Source organism: Mesorhizobium sp. M0052, from assembly GCF_040323255.1.
In the GTDB taxonomy this organism is placed as follows: domain Bacteria; phylum Pseudomonadota; class Alphaproteobacteria; order Rhizobiales; family Rhizobiaceae; genus Mesorhizobium.
The window spans coordinates 40,758-57,570 of sequence record NZ_JAMYUS010000006.1 but is presented as its reverse complement, the minus strand read 5'-3'; the positions used below and the strand labels follow the sequence as shown (position 1 = coordinate 57,570).

The following is a 16,813-nucleotide window of genomic DNA, read 5'->3' as shown; positions in this document are numbered from 1 at the left end:
TACGTTTATGCCCACAACGCCGCCAGATACCGGACCAGCAGATAGACCACCGTATGCGCTGCCACGTAGCACGCGGCAACGACGACAAAGAACAGCACGCTGGCGGGCCACGAGCGGGGAGGGCCTTGCCTCTTGCTCGGCCGGTTGTTCCAGATCCACAGGGCCGCACAGATAATGGCCCAGACGACGACGAACGGAACCGTGATGCCGATGTAAGCGAAGTAGGCAGGGCCAATCAGCGAAAGCCATGCCTCGAGACCAAGCATCCAGAATCTCCCCTTGCCCGGAGTCTAATGCATGTCGCTCAAAAGTGGTCCCGGTTTTGAGAGAACGACATGCATCAAAACAAAAATCAAAGCGCGTCGCCTGGATACGTTTCAGCGCGACGCGCTTTTAGACCGGCGATAGAAGTGGAAGCGAGGGGATTATCCCTGCGTCGATTTTCAGCCAAACCCGCCGAAGGGATGCTGTTCGATGACACGGGCGCCTGATGCATGTCGCTCAAGTGGCCCCGGTTTTGAGAGAACCGCATGCATCAAACATGCATCAAACAAGACCTCAAGCGCGTCGCGTGAGTCCGTTCAAATGAGACGCGCTTTAGGTCAGATTGGTGCTCCGGTCGCCAAACTCGGCCGTAGCAGGTCTAAAGCGATCGGATCAGCCGCAGACCCTGACCTCTTCGACGACCCTGTGGTGATGGCGCCAGTGCCTGACCAGTTCGATATGGCAGCGGTGATGGCGATGGTGGCGCCGCCATTGGCCATCCTGGTTGTCGCTGTAGTCGTCGCCATAGTCGTCGCTATAGTCTTTGTGGCGCTGGTGATGGCGAAGAATCTGTATATCGCCATCGTCGGACGAATATTGATCGTCGTCATCGGACTGGATAGTCAGACTGGCGGCTTGCGCCGGTGCGATCAAAGCCGCCGTTCCGGCGAACGCGATCATCGAGGCGATGAGAAGGGTTTTCATTGTTTGCTCCTTGGGTTGAACATACACAACTCTCGGAGCGAACTGGTGTTCCAATGTAGGGTCCGATCGGCGAGCGGCTGCTGCTTGGGCAATGCGTGCCGCCATGCGCTACCGGCGAGGCAGCCATTGGCGACCTTAGGAGTGATACCTTGGGCAAGGACTGGCTTTGTGGGAAAAAATGGTCGGAGTGGAGAGATTCGAACTCCCGACCCTCTGGTCCCAAACCAGATGCGCTACCAGGCTGCGCTACACTCCGAGGCCCTGCGGCGTATACGGTTCCGGACCCTGTCGCGCAACCCCTAAAACATCAAACGGGGCTTGGCGGTATGCGCTCCCGCGCAATCCTGGCTGCGATCGCCTTGGCCTGGATGCGAGCATTGGCGAAACAGCCGCGGATGCTCGGCCGCATGCCGGTGAACCACAGGCCCGGCAGTTTCGGGTCGCTGTTGGCGCCGTTGAACAGCGGCACGCCTTTTTCGTCGAGCACGCCGAGCTTGCCCAACATGGCCTCGAGCCCGGTGCGGTAGCCGGTCGCGGCGATGACGATATCGGGCTGGATCGTCGCGCCATTGTCGAAAACGACCGTGTCTCGGGTAAATTCCCTCAGGGTTGGCAGCACGATGATCCTGCGGTCCTTGATGGCATCGACGGCGCCGTCATCGGTGGCGATGGCGGTATAATCCGACGCCAGCCGGCTTGCGCCGCCCGAAGGCGTCGGCGGCAGGCCGTAGGCCGTGAGGTCGCCGAAGGCCCATCGCTGCGTCGCCGCCATCACCGCATCGGCGAGCTTGAACGGCAGCCGCGCCAGGATCGGCGAGAACCGGTGGACGGCGATCTGGCCGAGGCGCTTGGGCAGCAGTGCCGGACCGTTGCGCGCGGACAGCCAGATCTGTCCCGCGTCGGCTGCCGCTAGGTGATTGAGCACGTCGAAGCCGGAATTGCCGGCGCCGACGACCAGCACTTTCTTGCCCGCATAGGCCTTGGCGTTACCGAATGCGGCCGAATGGATAATGCGTCCGGCAAAGGCCTTCATGCCTTTCCAGGCCGGGATGAAGGGCTGCCGGTCGCGCCCGGTGGCGATGACGACATGGCGCGCCAGCCGCGGCCCGGCACTGGTCCGCACAAGCCAGTGGTCGCCCTCGAAGCCAATCTCCTCGACCGCGATGCCGAACTCGACCGGCAGCCGGTGCATGGCGTGGAATTCGTTCAAATGGCCGATGATGGTGTTTCGGTGCGGAAAGGCAGGGGTGCCGGCAGGAAAGGAAACGCCCGGCAGCGCCGAAAGGTCGCGATGCGTGTTGAGATGCAGTCGCTCGTGCCGCCCGTGCCATGGCTCGGCCAGCCGGACTTCCTTTTCCAACACCATCACAGGCACGCCGGTCTTGAGCAGCGCATGGGCTGCGGTCAAGCCGGCTGCCCCGGCGCCGATCACGATCGCGCCGTCGAAAATCGCTTGGCTGTCGGCCTCGGCGTGCAAAATCCCTGCGTCCATGCCTCTTTGTGTCGCCATCATGACCATGACTTTTGATGCTACGCCAGTGTATCGGGCCGATGCCGCTGCCGAAGCGGCCTGGTTGCAGGCCGCTTCGGCCTTGCCGTCGGCAGTGTTGCACAGTATTGACTGAAATAAGGCGGCGCTACCGCCAACGCAGCTACGAGGTGCCCATGTCCGCGCGAATTTTCAGCCCAGCCAAAACCGCGATGCAGTCCGGCAAGGCCAAGACCGGCCATTGGGTGCTGGAATTCGATCCCGCCCAACGCAAGAAGATCGACCCGCTGATGGGCTACACCACATCGGGCGACATGCTGAGCCAGATCAGGCTGACCTTCGACACCAGGGAAGAAGCGGTGGCCTATGCCGAAAAGCAGGGGCTGGCCTTCCGTGTCGAGGAGCCGAAAGAGACCAAGCGCCGGCAGATTTCCTATGCGGAAAATTTCCGCTATGACCGCAGGATACCCTGGACGCATTGACCGGCGGTCAGCGCCTGGCACATAGACACCAGCCGGCCAAGATATCAAATGCCGGCCAGCGGTCCCGTAGCTCAGCTGGATAGAGCACCGGCCTTCTAAGCCGATGGTCACAGGTTCGAATCCTGTCGGGATCGCCAACAACTTCAAAGAGATAGTGTGGAGGCCTGAGTGGGAATTGAACCCACTACGTCGGTTTTGCAGACCGATGCGTCACCGTCCCGCCCTCAAACCATGGCTCCTTGTGCATTGACCGCGACAGCTAGTCAACTTGGCCGGCCTCTGCTCGCAGGTTCGGACCGCGATCCGGCTGCCACCAGTCGAGATGTTCGGAACGCGGCTCGCGTTCAGGCGTTTGTTGCTGATGGCACCGACAACCCCGACCATTGCGCGCATCTGGCGCGGCAGGACCTTGCCCGACAAGGCCGACGCCTATGAGCGCTACAATTACGAGGCTGGTATCAAGCCGCTGATGGAGAAAGCGCTGGGCGTGCAGACTTTTCGCGAGGACACGCCGACGCATTCGGAATTCATCACCATCTCCTATTGGGAGAGCGTCGAGGCGATGGCCGCCTTTACCGGCGGCGATCCGCAAAGCATCCACCATCTCGACCGCGACAAGGAGTTCCTGATCGAATTGCCGAAGGGTGTCCAGGTGCTGCGAATCCGTTCCAGCCACGGAATGGTTGGCGGCAGCTGATGTTTGCGGGCTTTGACGCCAGGACCGTTCAAATGGAGGAGACATCGATCTTCGTCAGGGCCGGTGGCTCAGGGCCGCCGCTGCTGCTCCTGCATGGCTTTCCCGAAACGCATGTTATGTGGCGGGACATCGCCGTGGCATTGGCGCCGCACTTCAGCGTGGTTGCCGCCGATCTGAGAGGCTACGGACAAAGCGGCTGTCCGGCTTCCGGAGCCAATCATGCCGCCTATTCCAAACGAGCGATGGCGCGCGACATGGTGCAGGTTATGGACGTTCTCGGCTTCGACCGCTTCACGGTTGCCGGCCATGACCGTGGCGGCCGCGTCGCCTACCGGCTGGCGCTCGACCATCCCGAAACCGCGTCGAAGGTCGCCGTTCTCGACGTCATCCCCACGGCCTCCGCCTGGGATCGGGCCGATGCCAGGCTGGCGCTGGCCTTCTGGCCGTGGAGCCTGCTTGCCCAGCCCGATCCGCTGCCGGAACGCCTTCTGGCTGCTGCACCGGATGTAGTCATCGACAATGCGATCGCCGGCTGGGGCTCGGCTCCAGATGCTTTTCCCGCTGAGGTCAGGGCCGCCTATATCGAGGCGCTGCGTGATCCCGCCCATGCCCACGCCATCTGCGAGGAATATCGCGCCGCCGCCGGCATCGACCGCGAGCATGACGCGCAGGACCAGGCTGACGGCCGTCGCATCAGATGCCCGCTGCTTGCGCTCTGGAGCGGCGAGGGCGGGTTGGAAAACTGGTATGCGGAGGAAGGTGGACCGTTGGCGATCTGGCGACAATGGGCTGATAACGTCGGAGGCGGCTCGGTCAAGGGTGGGCATTTCTTCCCGGAAGAGCACCCCGAAGACACGGCTGCAAGGCTGTCGAGATTCTTCGCAAGCTGACGGCGGACCGATTGCTAAATCCGGCCCTGTGTAGTCCTGTGTCGACTATCTCAGATGCCCGAGGGATTGCAGGATCAAAGTGCTCGAAAGACCAAGCAGGGCGATACCGTAAAACCGGTCGATCCACACGGCGTTTGGCCCAGCCAGAAGGCTTGCGGCCCGCGCGCCAAGGGCTGCGTAAAACGTCAGCACAAACACATCGGCAAGCGCGGCGATAATGGCCAGGATGCCATACTGGATCGCGATCGGCTCATCCACGCGGACAAAATGCGGCAGGATCGCGGGGAAAAGCAGCCAGGCCGCCGGATTTGTGACCGCCACCAGGAAGCAGCGCCCAATGAGTGCCTTGGCTGAATGGCGTGTTTCGGGAAGGTTAGGGTTGAACGAAGGTCGGGATGCGGTGCGCAGGGTACCGATGGCGACGAAAAGCAGATAGCCCGCGCCGAACATCCTGAGAGCCGAGAGATAGAATTCCGAAGCCAGCAGAAGAGCGCCGAAGCCCAGCGCGACGATGCTGATAAGAATGAAATCCGACAGTACGACGCCGGCCATGCCGAGCAACGCGCGTCGAAAACCGTAGCGGGAGCCGTTGGTGATGGCGAGCACGACGTCCGGTCCCGGAACCGCCATTCCGAGCACCGACACGAAGGCAAATGTCACCAGCGGCAGGTTTCCCATGACGCCGCGTAATGTACCCGGCGCTCACCGTCCGTAACGCCCTTCACACAGCGGCTTGGCGATCGCCGATTGTTGTTGGCCACCTTGGCTCAGTGCCCGTCGCGCATCTTAACCACCACAGTCCGCACCGCCAGCACCAGCACGGTGATGATGATCAGGATCACCGAGAGCGCGGCGATCGCCGGGTCGATGTTGTCGCGCAGGCCCATCCACATCAGCCGCGGCAGCGTGATGGCGTTGACCGAGGTGATGAACAGCGTGACGCCGATCTCTTCCCAGGACAGCACGAAGGACAGCAGCGCGGCGGTGACGATGCCGAACTTGATGTTGGGCATGATGATGCGCGTGGCGCGCTCCCACACGCCGGCGCCAAGGCCGCGCGCGGCAAGGTCGATGCGGCGGTCGAGCTGGCTGAGCGAGACCAGGATCAGCACCGTGGCGAAAGGCACCGTCATCACCGAATGCGCCATGGCGACGCCAAGCCAGGTGTCGTAGCCGAAGAACGAGCTCATGCCCGAGATCGACGTCAGCAGGAAGTAGAGCGTGATCGCCGAGACCACCGGCGGCACCACCATCGGCAACAGCACGAAGCCGACAAGGGTGGCCGTGAAGCGCGGCTGGAACATCCAGACGCCAAGGCTGAAGCACAGCGCCAGCACGGTGGAGATGACGCTGCTGACGATGCCGATGCGGATCGACAGCAGGATGGCGTCGAGCCAGCGCGGATCCTCGATCAGCGCGCGGTAGTGGCGCAGCGACAGTTCGCCCGTCGGCATAGCCAGCATGCGGCTTGGCGTCAGCGACACTGGGATGACCGCCAGCAGCGGCAGCAGCAGGAACAGTGCCACCAGCACGGCGAGGATCAGCGAGACGGGACCGGGGCGATAGGTCGGCATCAGATCAGTTGCTTCGGTCTGACATAGCGGAACAGCAGCGCCATGAGCGCGCCGACGAACAGCACCAGCACGACGCTGATCGCCGCACCCAGTCCCCAGTCGGGACTCTGGAAGATGCGGAGATAGATCAGCTCGGCGATCATCACGCTGCGGCCGCCGCCGAGGATCGCCGGCGTGACGAAGAAGCCGAGCGAGAAGACGAACACGATCATCGCCGAACCGATGATGCCGGAGCGCGTCATCGGCACGAACACGGTCCAGAAGGTGCGCATGCGGCTGGAGCCGAGCCCGCGCGCCGCGAGCAGCACGCGCTCGTCGAGGCTGCGCATGGCGGAGGCCAGCGGGAACACCGCGAAGGGAATGAGGAAATGCGTCATGCCGACGATGACGCCGAACTCGTTGCGCACCAGCGCCAGCGGCTCGGAGATGAAGCCGATCGATTGCAGCCAGGTGTTGATCAGGCCGCGGTTGGACAAAAGCGCCACCCAGCCGAAGGCGCGGGTAAGCACCGAGATCCAGAAGGGGACGAGAATGCAGAATTCAGCGATTATGCGCTGTGCCGGGCTGCCGCGCACCCACACCATGGTGATGGCGTATGCCGCCGCCACGGAAACCACGGTGACGATCAGCGCGATGCGCAGCGTGCGGATGAACACAGACTGCACCAGGGCATCGGTGGCGAGCGCGCCATACTGGCCGAGCCCCGGTGTCGGCAAGGTGACGCTCCACTTGACGACGCCGAGGAACGGCCAGGCGTAGGCCAGCACAAGGAACAGGAGCAGCGGCGCCATCAGCACCGCCGCGCCCATCCTGTCGGAGAGGGTGCCTCTCATCGAAGCTCCTGCCCGGCCTGGTCAGGCCGAGATGATCTTGGTGTATTCGTCGAGTGCTGCCCCGTAATTCTTGGCGTACCAGTCCATGTCGAGCGCGATCTGCTTCTTCATGTTTTCGGGATCGACCGGGTTGATGCGCTTCTTGTCGGCGGGGATCAGCGCATCGGCGGCCGGATTGGCCGGACCCTGTCCGAGCTTGTCGAACATCACCAGTTGCTTTTGCGGATCCTGGGCGCTGGCGATGAACTTCATCGCTGCGTCCTTGCCGCCGGGGTTGCCCTTGAGCACGGCCAGCGCGCCGGGCGAAATCAGGCCCTGATCCCAGATGAACTTGATCTTGCCGCCCGAGTCCTGCTCGATCAGCGAGGCGCGGGTCGACCACACGATCGCCATCGAGGCTTCGCCGTTGAGCAGCACGCTCTGGCTCTCGGCGCCGCCGCCCCAGTAAGCCACGACGTTTTCCTTGAAAGCGGCGATCCTGTCATGCGCTCGCTTCAGGTCGAGCGGGTAGAGCGAGGCCGGCGCGATGCCGTCGGCGAGCAGCGCTGCTTCCCAGCTCGACACGCCCCATTTGTAGAGCGAGCGCTTGCCCGGAAACTTCTTCACGTCGAAGAAGTCGGCCATGCCGGTCGGCGCGTCCTTGCCGTATTTCTCCGAGTCATAGGCGATGACGTAGGAGAAGAAATAGGTCGAGGCCGCGTATTCCCAGCCGAAGCCTTCTCGCATCTTCTTCTTGTCGACGACGGCGTAGTCGATCGGCTCGAGCGCACCCTGGGCGCCGAGCGTGATGGCCGAGAACGGGTCGACGTCGACGAGATCCCAGGTCGGCGCGCCGCTCTTGAACTGTGCGGCAATCGCGCCTTCGGTCGGGCCCGAACCGTCCATCTTGACGGCGATGCCGGTCTCCTTGGTGAAGGCCTGGCCATAGGCGGCGTCATAAGCGGTGAGGGCATCGCCACCCCAGTTGACCAGCACCAGCTCCTTGGCCTGCGCAAACGCACCGGTCGAGCGCAGCAGCATCGGTGTGCCGGCCAGCACGAGGGCTGCAAGCTGGGTGAATTGCCGGCGCGAAATCTCGCCGCGCACAGCCCGGGCGGTCAGCCCGTCCATGGCTTGTTTTTTGCTTTGGTTTGTCATTTTAGTTCCCCTTTTTCGTTTTGGTTCCGGTGGTTATGGCGCGCTCCAGATTCTTTGCTGGAAGACTTCGCCGTTCTCGTCGTCATCCTCCGTCCGGAAGGAGGAAACCCTTTTCCGCCGGCCATGTCAGCCAGACGGAATTGCCTTTGCTGAGTGCAGCCGCCGCGACCTCGTTCGGCACCGAGACGGTCACCTTGGCGCCCTGGCGCGTCGTCAGATCGAGTTTGGTCGCCGCACCCAGATAGGTCGAGCCGATGGCGGTGGCGGCAATGCCGTTCTCGCCGGCGGCGGCTTCGCGCGCGATCGACATATGCTCGGGCCGGATCGCCAGGATCGCATCGCCACGGACTTTCTCGGCCTTGCAGAGCATGTTGACCGCGCGGTCCTCGCAGAGGCCCGTCGAGCCATTGTCGGCGGGCTTGACCCCCTTCAACGGCAACATGTTGATCTCGCCAAGGAACTCGGCGACGAAGCGGTTGTCCGGCCGGTCGTAGACCTCGTCCGGCGCTCCGACCTGCAGCAATTTTCCGTGGTTGAAGATGGCGACGCGCGACGACAGCGCCAGCGCCTCGCTCTGGTCGTGGGTGACGAAGACGAAGGTGGTGCCGGTCTCCTGATGCAGCCGCTTCATCTCGGCCTGCATCTGGCCGCGCAGGCTCTTGTCGAGCGCCGAGAACGGCTCGTCGAGGAGCAGCACGCCGGGTTCGAACACCAAAGCGCGGGCCAACGCCACGCGCTGCTGCTGGCCGCCGGAAAGCTGCGCCGGCAGTTTCGTCTCATGGCCCTTGAGGCCGACGCGCTCGATCATCTCGGCAACGCGGCGCTTGATCTCGGAAGCCGATTTCTTGCGTACCTTGAGCGGGAAGGCGATGTTGGCCTCGACCGACATGTGCGGGAACAGCGCATACCCCTGGAAGACCATGCCGGCGGCACGCTGTTCGGCCGGCCGCTCGGTGATGTCGATGCCGTCGCTGAAAAGCTTGCCGGCGGTCGGTTGCACGAAGCCGGCGAGGATCATCAGGAATGTGGTCTTGCCCGAGCCGGAGGGACCGAGCAGCGTCAAAAACTCGCCGCGGCCGATATTGAGCGTCAGGTCGTCCAGCGCCCGGAACGAGCCGAAGCTCTTGCCGATCCCGATTGCCTTGATCTCTGCGGCCCGGCCGGGTTGCTGCATCCTGCCTCTTCCTTGGTCGTGGCTTGAGCGTAGGGCAGGGCCCCGGCTCACCGCAACCGAATAGTTTTCGCCTGATCGGCAAATTTGATTCACGGATGGGAGGCTAGTACGGGCTGATCCGGTTCTCCGACAGCTTCGACCTCAACCACCCATTGAACGCTTCCAGCACCGGGTGGCTGGCCTTGGCATGTTCCGACACCAGGAAATACGAGCGCGGCGAGGGGATCGCGATGTCGAAGGGGCGCACCAGACGGCCTTCGCTCAGCGCCCGGCGGCTGGTCAACTCGTCGCCCATGGCGATGCCCTGGCCGGCGATCGCCGCGGAAAAAACGAGGTTCATGTCCGAGAAGAAGATGCCGCCTTCGGTGTCGGGGTTTTCCACCTTGGACAGCGCCAGCCAGCGCGCCCAGTCCTCGGTGTCGCCGAGATGCAGGAGATTGGCGCGCAGCACGTCGGCCGGTTTTGAAAAGCCGCCGACCTTGTTGAGCAGTGTCGGGCTGCAAAGTGGCGTGAACGAGATTTCGCACAGCAACTCCACCGAGCGGTTCGGCCAGTTGCCGACGCCGAAGGCAATGAAGGCATCGGCGTCCGGATTGCTGACATCGTCCAGCCGCCGCGGCGTCAGGATCGACAGCGCCACATCCGGATACATTTGCCGGAACTCGCCGATATGCGTGCATAAAAACAGAGAGGCGAAGCCCGGCGTGCAGGAAACGGCGAACGAACCGCCGACGCCGGTGCCGGCCTGGCGCGTCACCGCATCGCCCAGCACCGTCAGCGCCTTTCTCACATCGGCGGCATAGCGCTGGCCGCGCGGTGTCAGCGCCACGCCCTTGCCGATGCGCTCCAGCAGGTCGAAGCCGAGGTCGCGTTCGAGGAGCCGCAACTGATGGCTGACGGCGCTGCGGGTCAAATGCAGTTCATCGGCTGCGCGCCAGACGCTGCCGTGACGGGCAAAACTGTCGAGGGCGCGCAACGCCTGTGTGGAAGGTATTCGCAAGAGGCCTCAGGTGAACCGAATTTGCATGAACCGGAAAAACATATCACTTTTTGCAATGCCGCTTCACTGCTTTCTTGGGCCGCATGGAGAAACCGGTGACGACTTCGGCGCAAGCCACCGCGCTTGCCTGTCTCGATAGCATCCAGCCGTCGCTGTCGGCGTGGACGCGCACCATTTTCGATTTCGGCGAAACAGCCTGGCGCGAATACCAGTCGGCGGCCTGGTATGTCGCGCGGCTGAAGCATGAGGGCTTTTCGGTCGAGGAAGGGTCGGCCGGCATGCCGACCGCCTTTTGCGCCCACTGGACGAATGGCCCGGGGCCGACCATCGGCATGTACGGCGAATACGACGCGGTGCCCGGCAACTGCCAGGACGCGGCAACGGTGAAGCGGTCGCGGCCGGGCCTCGGCAGCGAGGCCGGCGGCCACACCGATCCGCATTCCGGGCTTGGCATTGCCGGCCTCGGCGGACTTCTCGCCACCAAGGCGGCAATGCAACGCCACGGCATCGAGGGGACGCTGCGCTTCACCGGCGAGCCGGCCGAGAAGGTCAGGGGCTCGAAGCCGATCCATGCAGCCAAAGGCTATTATGACGGCCTTGCCGGCATGATCTCGTTCCATCCCTTCTATATGCTGCCGCTCTGCAACACGGCGCGTTGGGACACGCATTGCGGCGCGGCCTACGCGATGATCTACCGTTTTGTCTGCGACGAACCCGAAAACTGGGTTCGCGCAAGCGATGGCGCGCCGATCCCGCAGGCGCATTCGGCGGTGCGGGCGCCCGGTGCCAATGACGCGCTGATGGCGATGTACATGACCTCCAAGGCGCTGCGCGATTCCATGCTGCCTCACCAGGGCGGCTGGTCGATCAGCGAGGCGATCCTCACCGCCGGGCAGGCGACCGCCGACAATCTGCCGGCGGGGCTGGCCGAGATCCAGTACATGATCCGCGTGCCGACCATTGCCATGGCAGAGCAGGTCACCGCGGTGCTCGACCGTAATGCGGCCGCGGCCGCGGCGATCAGCGGTTGTCGCTATGAGCGCCATTGGGTGTCGAAGTCGCGGCCGGGCCTCGCCAACCACGCCATGGCGGGGATTGCCTATGAGGCGCTGTCCACCGTCGGCGCGCCGAGCTGGGACGAGGCGGCGAAAGCGATCGGTCGCGAGGTCCAGGTCAATGCCGGCGGCACCGCGACCGAAAACCCTTTCATCGACGAGATGGAGCGGCTGATTTCGCCGCAAGAGGCCGAGGCAATCCTGCGCCGCGATTTGCCTCCGTCGCAGATCAACTCGACCTCCGACGACTACACCGACATGTCGTGGCACACGCCGACCGCACGCTTCTATGTCGCCCGCCCGGCGCTGCGCTCGGCGAATGGCCATGCCTATCCATCCTGGGCGATGAACGCGCTGGGCGGTATCTCGGCCACCATCGACCCGATGGTCATTTGCGCCGCCAAGACGGTTGCGCTTGCAGCCCTCCGCCTGCTCGAGGACAAGGCCGCGCGCGATGCGGCCATGGACGAATTCGTCACCCGCACCGGCGGCGGCATTGGTGGCTCCAACTGGATCGCGCCGCTTTGCGACTACGACCCGCCGATCGATTTCCGCTGGCCGGAATATGTCACCACCGCGCGCGGACGCGATTGGTGGATTCCGAGCAGCCAATCCAATCAAAGCTGCATAGTCAAATCGAGGAGAACCTTATGACCGTCCATGATCGCATCGTCGCCGAGCCGTTTTCGCTGCAGCGCCGCAACCCCGCCGGCGGCACCAAGCCGCTGACGTCATGGGGCTTTGCCAACGAGACCGACGTGCTGACAGACGTGTTGCTCGGCTCGCCAAACTTCCTGCGCCACCTCTCGACCAGCTCGCTGTCGCGCAAGCATTTGCGCGAAGCGCCCTGCAACGTCCAGATCGCGCAGGCGCAGCACAAGGACCTCGTCGCCGCCTACGAGCATTTCGGCGTCAACATCCACTGGCACGAGCCGACGCCGGAACTGCCGATGCAGGTCTATTCCAGAGACTCCAGCGTCATGACGCCCTACGGCGCCTTCATCACCGCCATGGCCAATTGGTGGCGGCGCGGCGAGAACTATGCCGCCATCCGCACCTATGAAAAGCTCGGCATCCCCATCTACGACATGGTCACGGCTGGCACCTTCGAAGGCGGCGACTTCAACGTCATCGAGGAGGGCGTGGTGCTGATCGGCTGCGGCGGCGCCCGCACGCAGGAAGAGGGCGCCCGCCAGGTGCAGGACTGGTTCGAAAAGGAAGGCTGGGAAACGCGCCTCGCCTTCATCGACGAATATTACGTCCATATCGACCTGATGGTGGTGCCGATCGCCGAGAAGCTCACCGCGGTGTGCCTCGCCTGCACCGAGCCCGGCATCGTCGACTGGCTGAAGGGCAAGGGCCACGAGATCATCGACGTGCCCTTCCAGGACACGATGGCGCTCGGCTGCAACTTCATGTCGCTCGGCAAGGACAGGGTGATCGCGCCGACGTCGAGCCAGTCGCTGATCGGCCAGCTCAAGGCACGCGGCTTCGAGGTTGCTGCCGTCGACATGAGCGAGATTTCCAAGACCGGCGGCGGCATTCACTGCATGGCGCAGGCGCTCAAGCGCGAGCCGGCGTAAGGGCACGAATTGCCGCCGGGACCTGTGACGGACTGCTGCCAGATTTGACAAAACAGGCCTGGCAGAGGAAATTGATGCCATTAGAGGAGGGATTCTGTGAAGAAAATTTACGAAAAGCCGAGTCTGGCCAAAGCCGGCAAACTCGGATCGCTGGTCGCTTCAAACCCGTCGAAGCCCGCCCCCTGAGCGCAACCAGCCGCTGAAGGCCGAAATTCGGTCGTCCTGGTTACCGGCGAGCGGATCGCGCTGTATGATTGAAGGGAGCCCGCCGGCTTTGAACGGCGGGCTTTTTGCTTTGCGCCAGAGCGCCGCCGCGTCAACTGGCTAGCCCAGTCTTCCCGACCCTGAATTGAACTTGCGCCGGGCGTTTTCCAGATGCGCGCTCATCGCCTGGCCGGCCGCTTCCGGGTCGTGGCGCTCGATCGCCTCGAACACCGCCTGGTGGCCGGCAAAACTCCTGCGGTTTTCGATCTCCGTATTGGCCACGTGGATGCGCTGGTTGATCAGCCATTCGACCTAGCCGATGATTTGAAAACCAAGCCAGCTTTCCCAAAAGATCATGCCCAAACAAAGCCATAGCGCGAAGACCACATGCGCGCCGTTCCCGCCCGCCCGGCGATCAGGGAGTGGCTGGCGTGAGATGGCCGCGCTGACGACGGAACGAGATCGCCTCGTCTGGCCGGCCGGACTCGCGACGGCGTGGTCCGGCCGGAACTCCATCTGCTATGCGGGTATCAATACGGCGATGCGATGCACGCCGACCTCCTTGCTTGTATTCGTCGCTTCATCGGTCTTGCCCTTGGAGCAGGTGTACATATCACCCGTCTTGAGCTTGAATTCCTTGTCCGCTTTCTTGATCGTGAATGCACCTGAGGTAATGGTGCACACCATGTCGTTGTCCATCACGGTTTGAGGAGCATGTGCTCCGGGCTGAAACACAACGTCGATAATTGCGATGCTCTTGTAGGCGGGAATGTCAGCATTGCCGGTGCCGACCTCCACCACCCTGACACCGGGCGCAATCTCCTTGCCCTCTTTCGGGCCGTATTTCTTGATTTTTGCCGATGCCGCCAAGGTGAACAAAGGCGCTACCGCGGCGGTCGTCAGACCGAGGGCAATTGCAGACCTGCGATTCATGGTTTTCATTGCATCCTCCCGATGCTCGTCATGCATGGATATGCACGACCGCGATATATTAGCACAAACGAATTTACTTGTATGCAAAGTGACTGTGGCGCAGGCCAGCAAGAAATGCTCCGCCGGATAATGTCGCTTCACTGTACCTTTTGCCGGAATTTCGAATGACAGGTCGAGCAATCCTGCAGGATGAGATGCAGGATATGCTCCGCCGGCAGTTTGGTCGGATCGGCTTCCTCTGGAATCGAGCGCTTGCCGAGCAGGCTGCCGCCGCCCATCGCCAGGCCGGTGCCCATGCGCATGTCATCGGTGATGACGGCCGGCGCGCTTTCGGCCTTGGCGGCCAGAGCGTCGGCCAGCGTTCCGATATGATTTGCCAGGGCCTCGAATTCCGCCCGTGACTGATCGATCTCCAGCCTGGCCTGCGAAGGCGGTCCAAGCGAGCCGCTCGGAAATTCGGCAATCAGGGCAGGGCCGGTGCGCGCGCGCAGCGTGTCCGCTGCCGCCTTGAAGGCTGCCGCGTCATAGGCTTGCCTGCGGTCGAACATGCCGGCAATGGTTTTCGCAGCCGCCGCCATCTCCTTCATCGACGCCTGGCGGGCCGCGACGATCGGTCCGCTGCCGACGGAGGCGGCCATCGTAAGGGCACAGACCAGCCACAGCAGCGCCGCTTTCACAGTCCATCTCACGGCGCCATGTCCTTGCCCCATCCATCCGTGCTCAGCCAGCCGCAGCAGGGGTTCGACCTGCAGTCGGATTCTTCGGTCGTGATGCCGGTTCTCCTCGGTAAATTTCCGTCGCCGGAGGTCTCCGTCTCTGAGCAGATAGACCTTCCAGCCACCGGAAGGTCAACTGATTGAGAAGGCCGATCAGCGGGCAATCAGCACAGGCTTGCAGCAAGCTGACGCAGCGTTTCCTTGACTTGGATCGCAAAAACGGGCAGCAAGGCGGGGGTGAGGGAGAGCATTCTACCGTGGCGCAGACCATGGAGTGCTCTTTTTTTCGTATCAGGCGCCGCATAATCGGTGGCTGATGGAGGGATTGGTTAACCAACTTTGTCCATCTTTTGATTCAATCGGCAACAGACGCGAAAGGTGCAGGGGGCACCAGCGAACTGTGGATGTCACGGATGCGAGGGTCGCAAGCCTGCATGCCGATTGAGAGTGGTTGTATGGCGTTTTTGCGTTTGAAAGACCGGGGCGATACTCCTGAACGGGGTTTGACTTCGAAGAGATCCGGCCAGCGCTGGATGGTGGTGCCGGTTGTCGGCGCGGCCTTGGCGCTGTGGTCGGTGGCAACCATGGCCGGCCTCTATTCGCTCGGTACCTCGCTCACCGCAGCCTCCAACAGCCTTCCGCACAGTCTGCTTCTGCGGAACGCAGCACTTGCCGATTCGCGCCGCAGCCTCGCCAATTCGTGGGCGCCGCGGCTTTCGGCGCAAAAATCACAGGCCTCGCTGCTCAGCCAATGCGACGCCGGCTGCGCGCATGCCGCCGCGAACTTCGCGCATGACGGCAAGATGGCGCGGCTGAAGCCGGCCACGCACGCTGTGGCCCCGAGCAGTGTCGCCTCAAACATTGCGCCAAACACCAGCGTCGCTCTCGCCACTTCGCGCGGCATGCGCTTCGACGGCGTGGTGGCCAAGGCAGAGCTGTCGCCGCAAAAGCTGGCTGCCGCCTTCGCCAAGGCCTCGAATGCGCCCTTCATGCTTGCCAGCCTTCCGGTCGCTGCCCGTTTCGCCGAAGTCCGGCTGCCCGATCAGCATGGCCCCGCTTCGGAACGCTTTGGGCCGGAAGTGGCTGAGATCGAACGCTCGTCGCGCCTGGCGCTGGCGCTGGCCAACAGCTTGCCGGAAGACGCTGACATGCTGGCGCCGCCGCCCGCCGTTGCAGCAATCGCCGGAGGGCAGGATCCTGAGCAGGCCGAGGTTCAGGTCGCTTCGCTGCCGCCGCAGGACGATCTGCCCGACAACATTGCGTTGCCGGGTTGGCGTCCACGCGCCGAAACCGCTCAGCCTGCAGAGCCTCGGCAAGCCAGCAAACCCAGGGCAGCCAAGCCACAGACCGACAGGACGGCCGAGAGCCCCGCACCCCAGTCGCCGGGAAATTCGTCGCCGCGCTCGCCACGCAGTACTTCGGAGGTCGCCGCACTGCCTGGCGTGCCAGACAGCCAGAGCATCCAATCAAGCCGGATCAAGCCTGGCAAACGGTCGAAGACACAGGCCGGCGAGATGCTGGCCTATGCCAAGCCGGACGCCCCGGCGGGCGGCGTCGGCCGCGCCTTCAAGGATCTGTTCGCCACGCCCGGAATGGGCGGCGGCGTCGCCGTCTACGATATCTCGGCCAAGACCGTCTATATGCCGGACGGCTCGCGGCTGGAGGCGCATTCGGGGCTGGGTTCGATGGTCGACCAGCCGCGCTTCGTGCACAAGAAGAATGTCGGCCCGACGCCGCCCAACACCTATGATCTGCGGCTGCGCGAATCCCGCTTCCATGGCGTCGAGGCGCTCCGTCTCACTCCCGTCAGCGGCGGCAACAAATACGGCCGCGACGGCCTGCTCGCCCACACCTACATGCTGCGCGGCGGCCGTGCGGAATCCAATGGCTGTGTCGTCTTCAAGGACTACGCCCGCTTCCTTGCCGCCTACAAGAAAGGCAAGATCAAACGCCTCGTCGTCGTGCCGCGCCTGACCAAGCCGCTGACGCGGGTCGCTCAGGAAGGCCGAGGAGCGTAAGGCAGTAGGCAGTAGGCAATAGGCAGTAGGCAGTAGGCAGTAGGCAGTAGGCAGTAGGG

Annotated in this window: 18 protein-coding genes and 3 tRNA genes; 7 read left to right on the top strand and 14 right to left on the bottom strand. The window is 63.3% G+C overall.

The window, feature by feature from the left end:
* Nucleotides 1-5: 5 nt before the first annotated feature.
* From NKJ77_RS09455 to NKJ77_RS09440, 4 genes are all read right to left on the bottom strand, one after another.
* Complete coding sequence (locus NKJ77_RS09455; RefSeq protein ID WP_023701878.1) at nucleotides 6-266, bottom strand: hypothetical protein; 261 nt, start codon at nucleotides 264-266, stop codon at nucleotides 6-8.
* 391 nt (nucleotides 267-657) lie between these two features.
* Nucleotides 658-969 carry a hypothetical protein gene (locus tag NKJ77_RS09450; protein ID WP_023689055.1) on the bottom strand — a complete coding sequence of 104 codons (312 nt, stop codon included), beginning with the start codon at nucleotides 967-969 and terminating at the stop codon, nucleotides 658-660.
* Between the two features lie 179 nt (nucleotides 970-1,148).
* Nucleotides 1,149-1,225 (bottom strand) — tRNA-Pro (locus tag NKJ77_RS09445).
* Nucleotides 1,226-1,276: 51 nt separating this feature from the next.
* Nucleotides 1,277-2,461 carry a flavin-containing monooxygenase gene (locus tag NKJ77_RS09440; protein ID WP_352535017.1) on the bottom strand — a complete coding sequence of 395 codons (1,185 nt, stop codon included), beginning with the start codon at nucleotides 2,459-2,461 and terminating at the stop codon, nucleotides 1,277-1,279.
* 173 nt (nucleotides 2,462-2,634) lie between these two features.
* On the opposite strand from NKJ77_RS09440, the gene NKJ77_RS09435 reads away from it, so the two are divergent.
* Together NKJ77_RS09435 and NKJ77_RS09430 are read left to right on the top strand one after the other, a co-directional pair.
* On the top strand, nucleotides 2,635-2,940 hold the full coding sequence (locus tag NKJ77_RS09435; protein WP_023670294.1) for an ETC complex I subunit: 306 nt from the start codon (nucleotides 2,635-2,637) through the stop codon (nucleotides 2,938-2,940).
* 60 nt (nucleotides 2,941-3,000) lie between these two features.
* Nucleotides 3,001-3,077: transfer RNA gene (locus NKJ77_RS09430), tRNA-Arg, on the top strand.
* Nucleotides 3,078-3,097: 20 nt separating this feature from the next.
* Here NKJ77_RS09430 and NKJ77_RS09425 read toward each other — a convergent pair.
* Nucleotides 3,098-3,171: transfer RNA gene (locus NKJ77_RS09425), tRNA-Cys, on the bottom strand.
* A 130-nt stretch (nucleotides 3,172-3,301) separates the two neighbouring features.
* On the opposite strand from NKJ77_RS09425, the gene NKJ77_RS09420 reads away from it, so the two are divergent.
* Nucleotides 3,302-3,637 (top strand): antibiotic biosynthesis monooxygenase family protein, encoded by a 336-nt coding sequence (locus NKJ77_RS09420; RefSeq protein WP_352535015.1) that lies wholly within the window; start codon nucleotides 3,302-3,304, stop codon nucleotides 3,635-3,637.
* On the top strand, nucleotides 3,637-4,527 hold the full coding sequence (locus NKJ77_RS09415; RefSeq protein ID WP_023831112.1) for an alpha/beta fold hydrolase: 891 nt from the start codon (nucleotides 3,637-3,639) through the stop codon (nucleotides 4,525-4,527). Before NKJ77_RS09420 ends, NKJ77_RS09415 begins: the two co-directional genes overlap by 1 nt.
* Before the next feature lie 45 nt (nucleotides 4,528-4,572).
* Here the strand turns inward: NKJ77_RS09415 and NKJ77_RS09410 are convergent, their stop codons facing one another.
* The 6 genes from NKJ77_RS09410 to NKJ77_RS09385 all read right to left on the bottom strand — a co-directional run bounded on the left by NKJ77_RS09410 (nucleotide 4,573) and on the right by NKJ77_RS09385 (nucleotide 10,245).
* A complete protein-coding gene (locus NKJ77_RS09410) occupies nucleotides 4,573-5,187 on the bottom strand; it encodes a LysE family translocator (RefSeq protein WP_352535012.1) in 615 nt (204 codons plus the stop codon).
* 107 nt (nucleotides 5,188-5,294) lie between these two features.
* Complete coding sequence (locus NKJ77_RS09405) at nucleotides 5,295-6,101, bottom strand: ABC transporter permease (protein WP_023831110.1); 807 nt, start codon at nucleotides 6,099-6,101, stop codon at nucleotides 5,295-5,297.
* A complete protein-coding gene (locus tag NKJ77_RS09400) occupies nucleotides 6,101-6,934 on the bottom strand; it encodes an ABC transporter permease (protein ID WP_023670301.1) in 834 nt (277 codons plus the stop codon). The genes NKJ77_RS09405 and NKJ77_RS09400 overlap by 1 nt, the downstream gene beginning before the upstream one ends.
* Nucleotides 6,935-6,955: 21 nt before the next feature.
* The gene (locus NKJ77_RS09395) at nucleotides 6,956-8,071 is read right to left on the bottom strand and encodes an ABC transporter substrate-binding protein (protein WP_023831109.1); all 1,116 of its coding nucleotides are present in this window, start codon (nucleotides 8,069-8,071) and stop codon (nucleotides 6,956-6,958) included.
* A gap of 82 nt (nucleotides 8,072-8,153) precedes the next feature.
* Nucleotides 8,154-9,245 (bottom strand): ABC transporter ATP-binding protein, encoded by a 1,092-nt coding sequence (locus tag NKJ77_RS09390; RefSeq protein ID WP_023701872.1) that lies wholly within the window; start codon nucleotides 9,243-9,245, stop codon nucleotides 8,154-8,156.
* A 103-nt stretch (nucleotides 9,246-9,348) separates the two neighbouring features.
* The gene (locus tag NKJ77_RS09385; protein ID WP_023684774.1) at nucleotides 9,349-10,245 is read right to left on the bottom strand and encodes a LysR substrate-binding domain-containing protein; all 897 of its coding nucleotides are present in this window, start codon (nucleotides 10,243-10,245) and stop codon (nucleotides 9,349-9,351) included.
* Nucleotides 10,246-10,328: 83 nt separating this feature from the next.
* On the opposite strand from NKJ77_RS09385, the gene NKJ77_RS09380 reads away from it, so the two are divergent.
* Together NKJ77_RS09380 and NKJ77_RS09375 are read left to right on the top strand one after the other, a co-directional pair.
* On the top strand, nucleotides 10,329-11,954 hold the full coding sequence (locus NKJ77_RS09380; protein ID WP_352535009.1) for a zinc-binding metallopeptidase family protein: 1,626 nt from the start codon (nucleotides 10,329-10,331) through the stop codon (nucleotides 11,952-11,954).
* Nucleotides 11,951-12,883, top strand: a complete 933-nt coding sequence (locus NKJ77_RS09375; protein WP_023693913.1) for a dimethylarginine dimethylaminohydrolase family protein — start codon at nucleotides 11,951-11,953, stop codon at nucleotides 12,881-12,883. Before NKJ77_RS09380 ends, NKJ77_RS09375 begins: the two co-directional genes overlap by 4 nt.
* Nucleotides 12,884-13,207: 324 nt before the next feature.
* On the opposite strand, the gene NKJ77_RS09370 is transcribed toward NKJ77_RS09375, so the two are convergent.
* From NKJ77_RS09370 to NKJ77_RS09360, 3 genes are all read right to left on the bottom strand, one after another.
* On the bottom strand, nucleotides 13,208-13,369 hold the full coding sequence (locus tag NKJ77_RS09370; protein ID WP_023831106.1) for an FCD domain-containing protein: 162 nt from the start codon (nucleotides 13,367-13,369) through the stop codon (nucleotides 13,208-13,210).
* 237 nt (nucleotides 13,370-13,606) lie between these two features.
* The gene (locus NKJ77_RS09365; protein ID WP_023684778.1) at nucleotides 13,607-14,029 is read right to left on the bottom strand and encodes a hypothetical protein; all 423 of its coding nucleotides are present in this window, start codon (nucleotides 14,027-14,029) and stop codon (nucleotides 13,607-13,609) included.
* A 128-nt stretch (nucleotides 14,030-14,157) separates the two neighbouring features.
* Nucleotides 14,158-14,709 (bottom strand): cytochrome c, encoded by a 552-nt coding sequence (locus NKJ77_RS09360; RefSeq protein ID WP_245266103.1) that lies wholly within the window; start codon nucleotides 14,707-14,709, stop codon nucleotides 14,158-14,160.
* Nucleotides 14,710-15,269: 560 nt separating this feature from the next.
* Here NKJ77_RS09360 and NKJ77_RS09355 point away from each other — a divergent pair.
* A complete protein-coding gene (locus NKJ77_RS09355; protein ID WP_023831105.1) occupies nucleotides 15,270-16,754 on the top strand; it encodes a tlde1 domain-containing protein in 1,485 nt (494 codons plus the stop codon).
* Nucleotides 16,755-16,813: the final 59 nt, after the last annotated feature.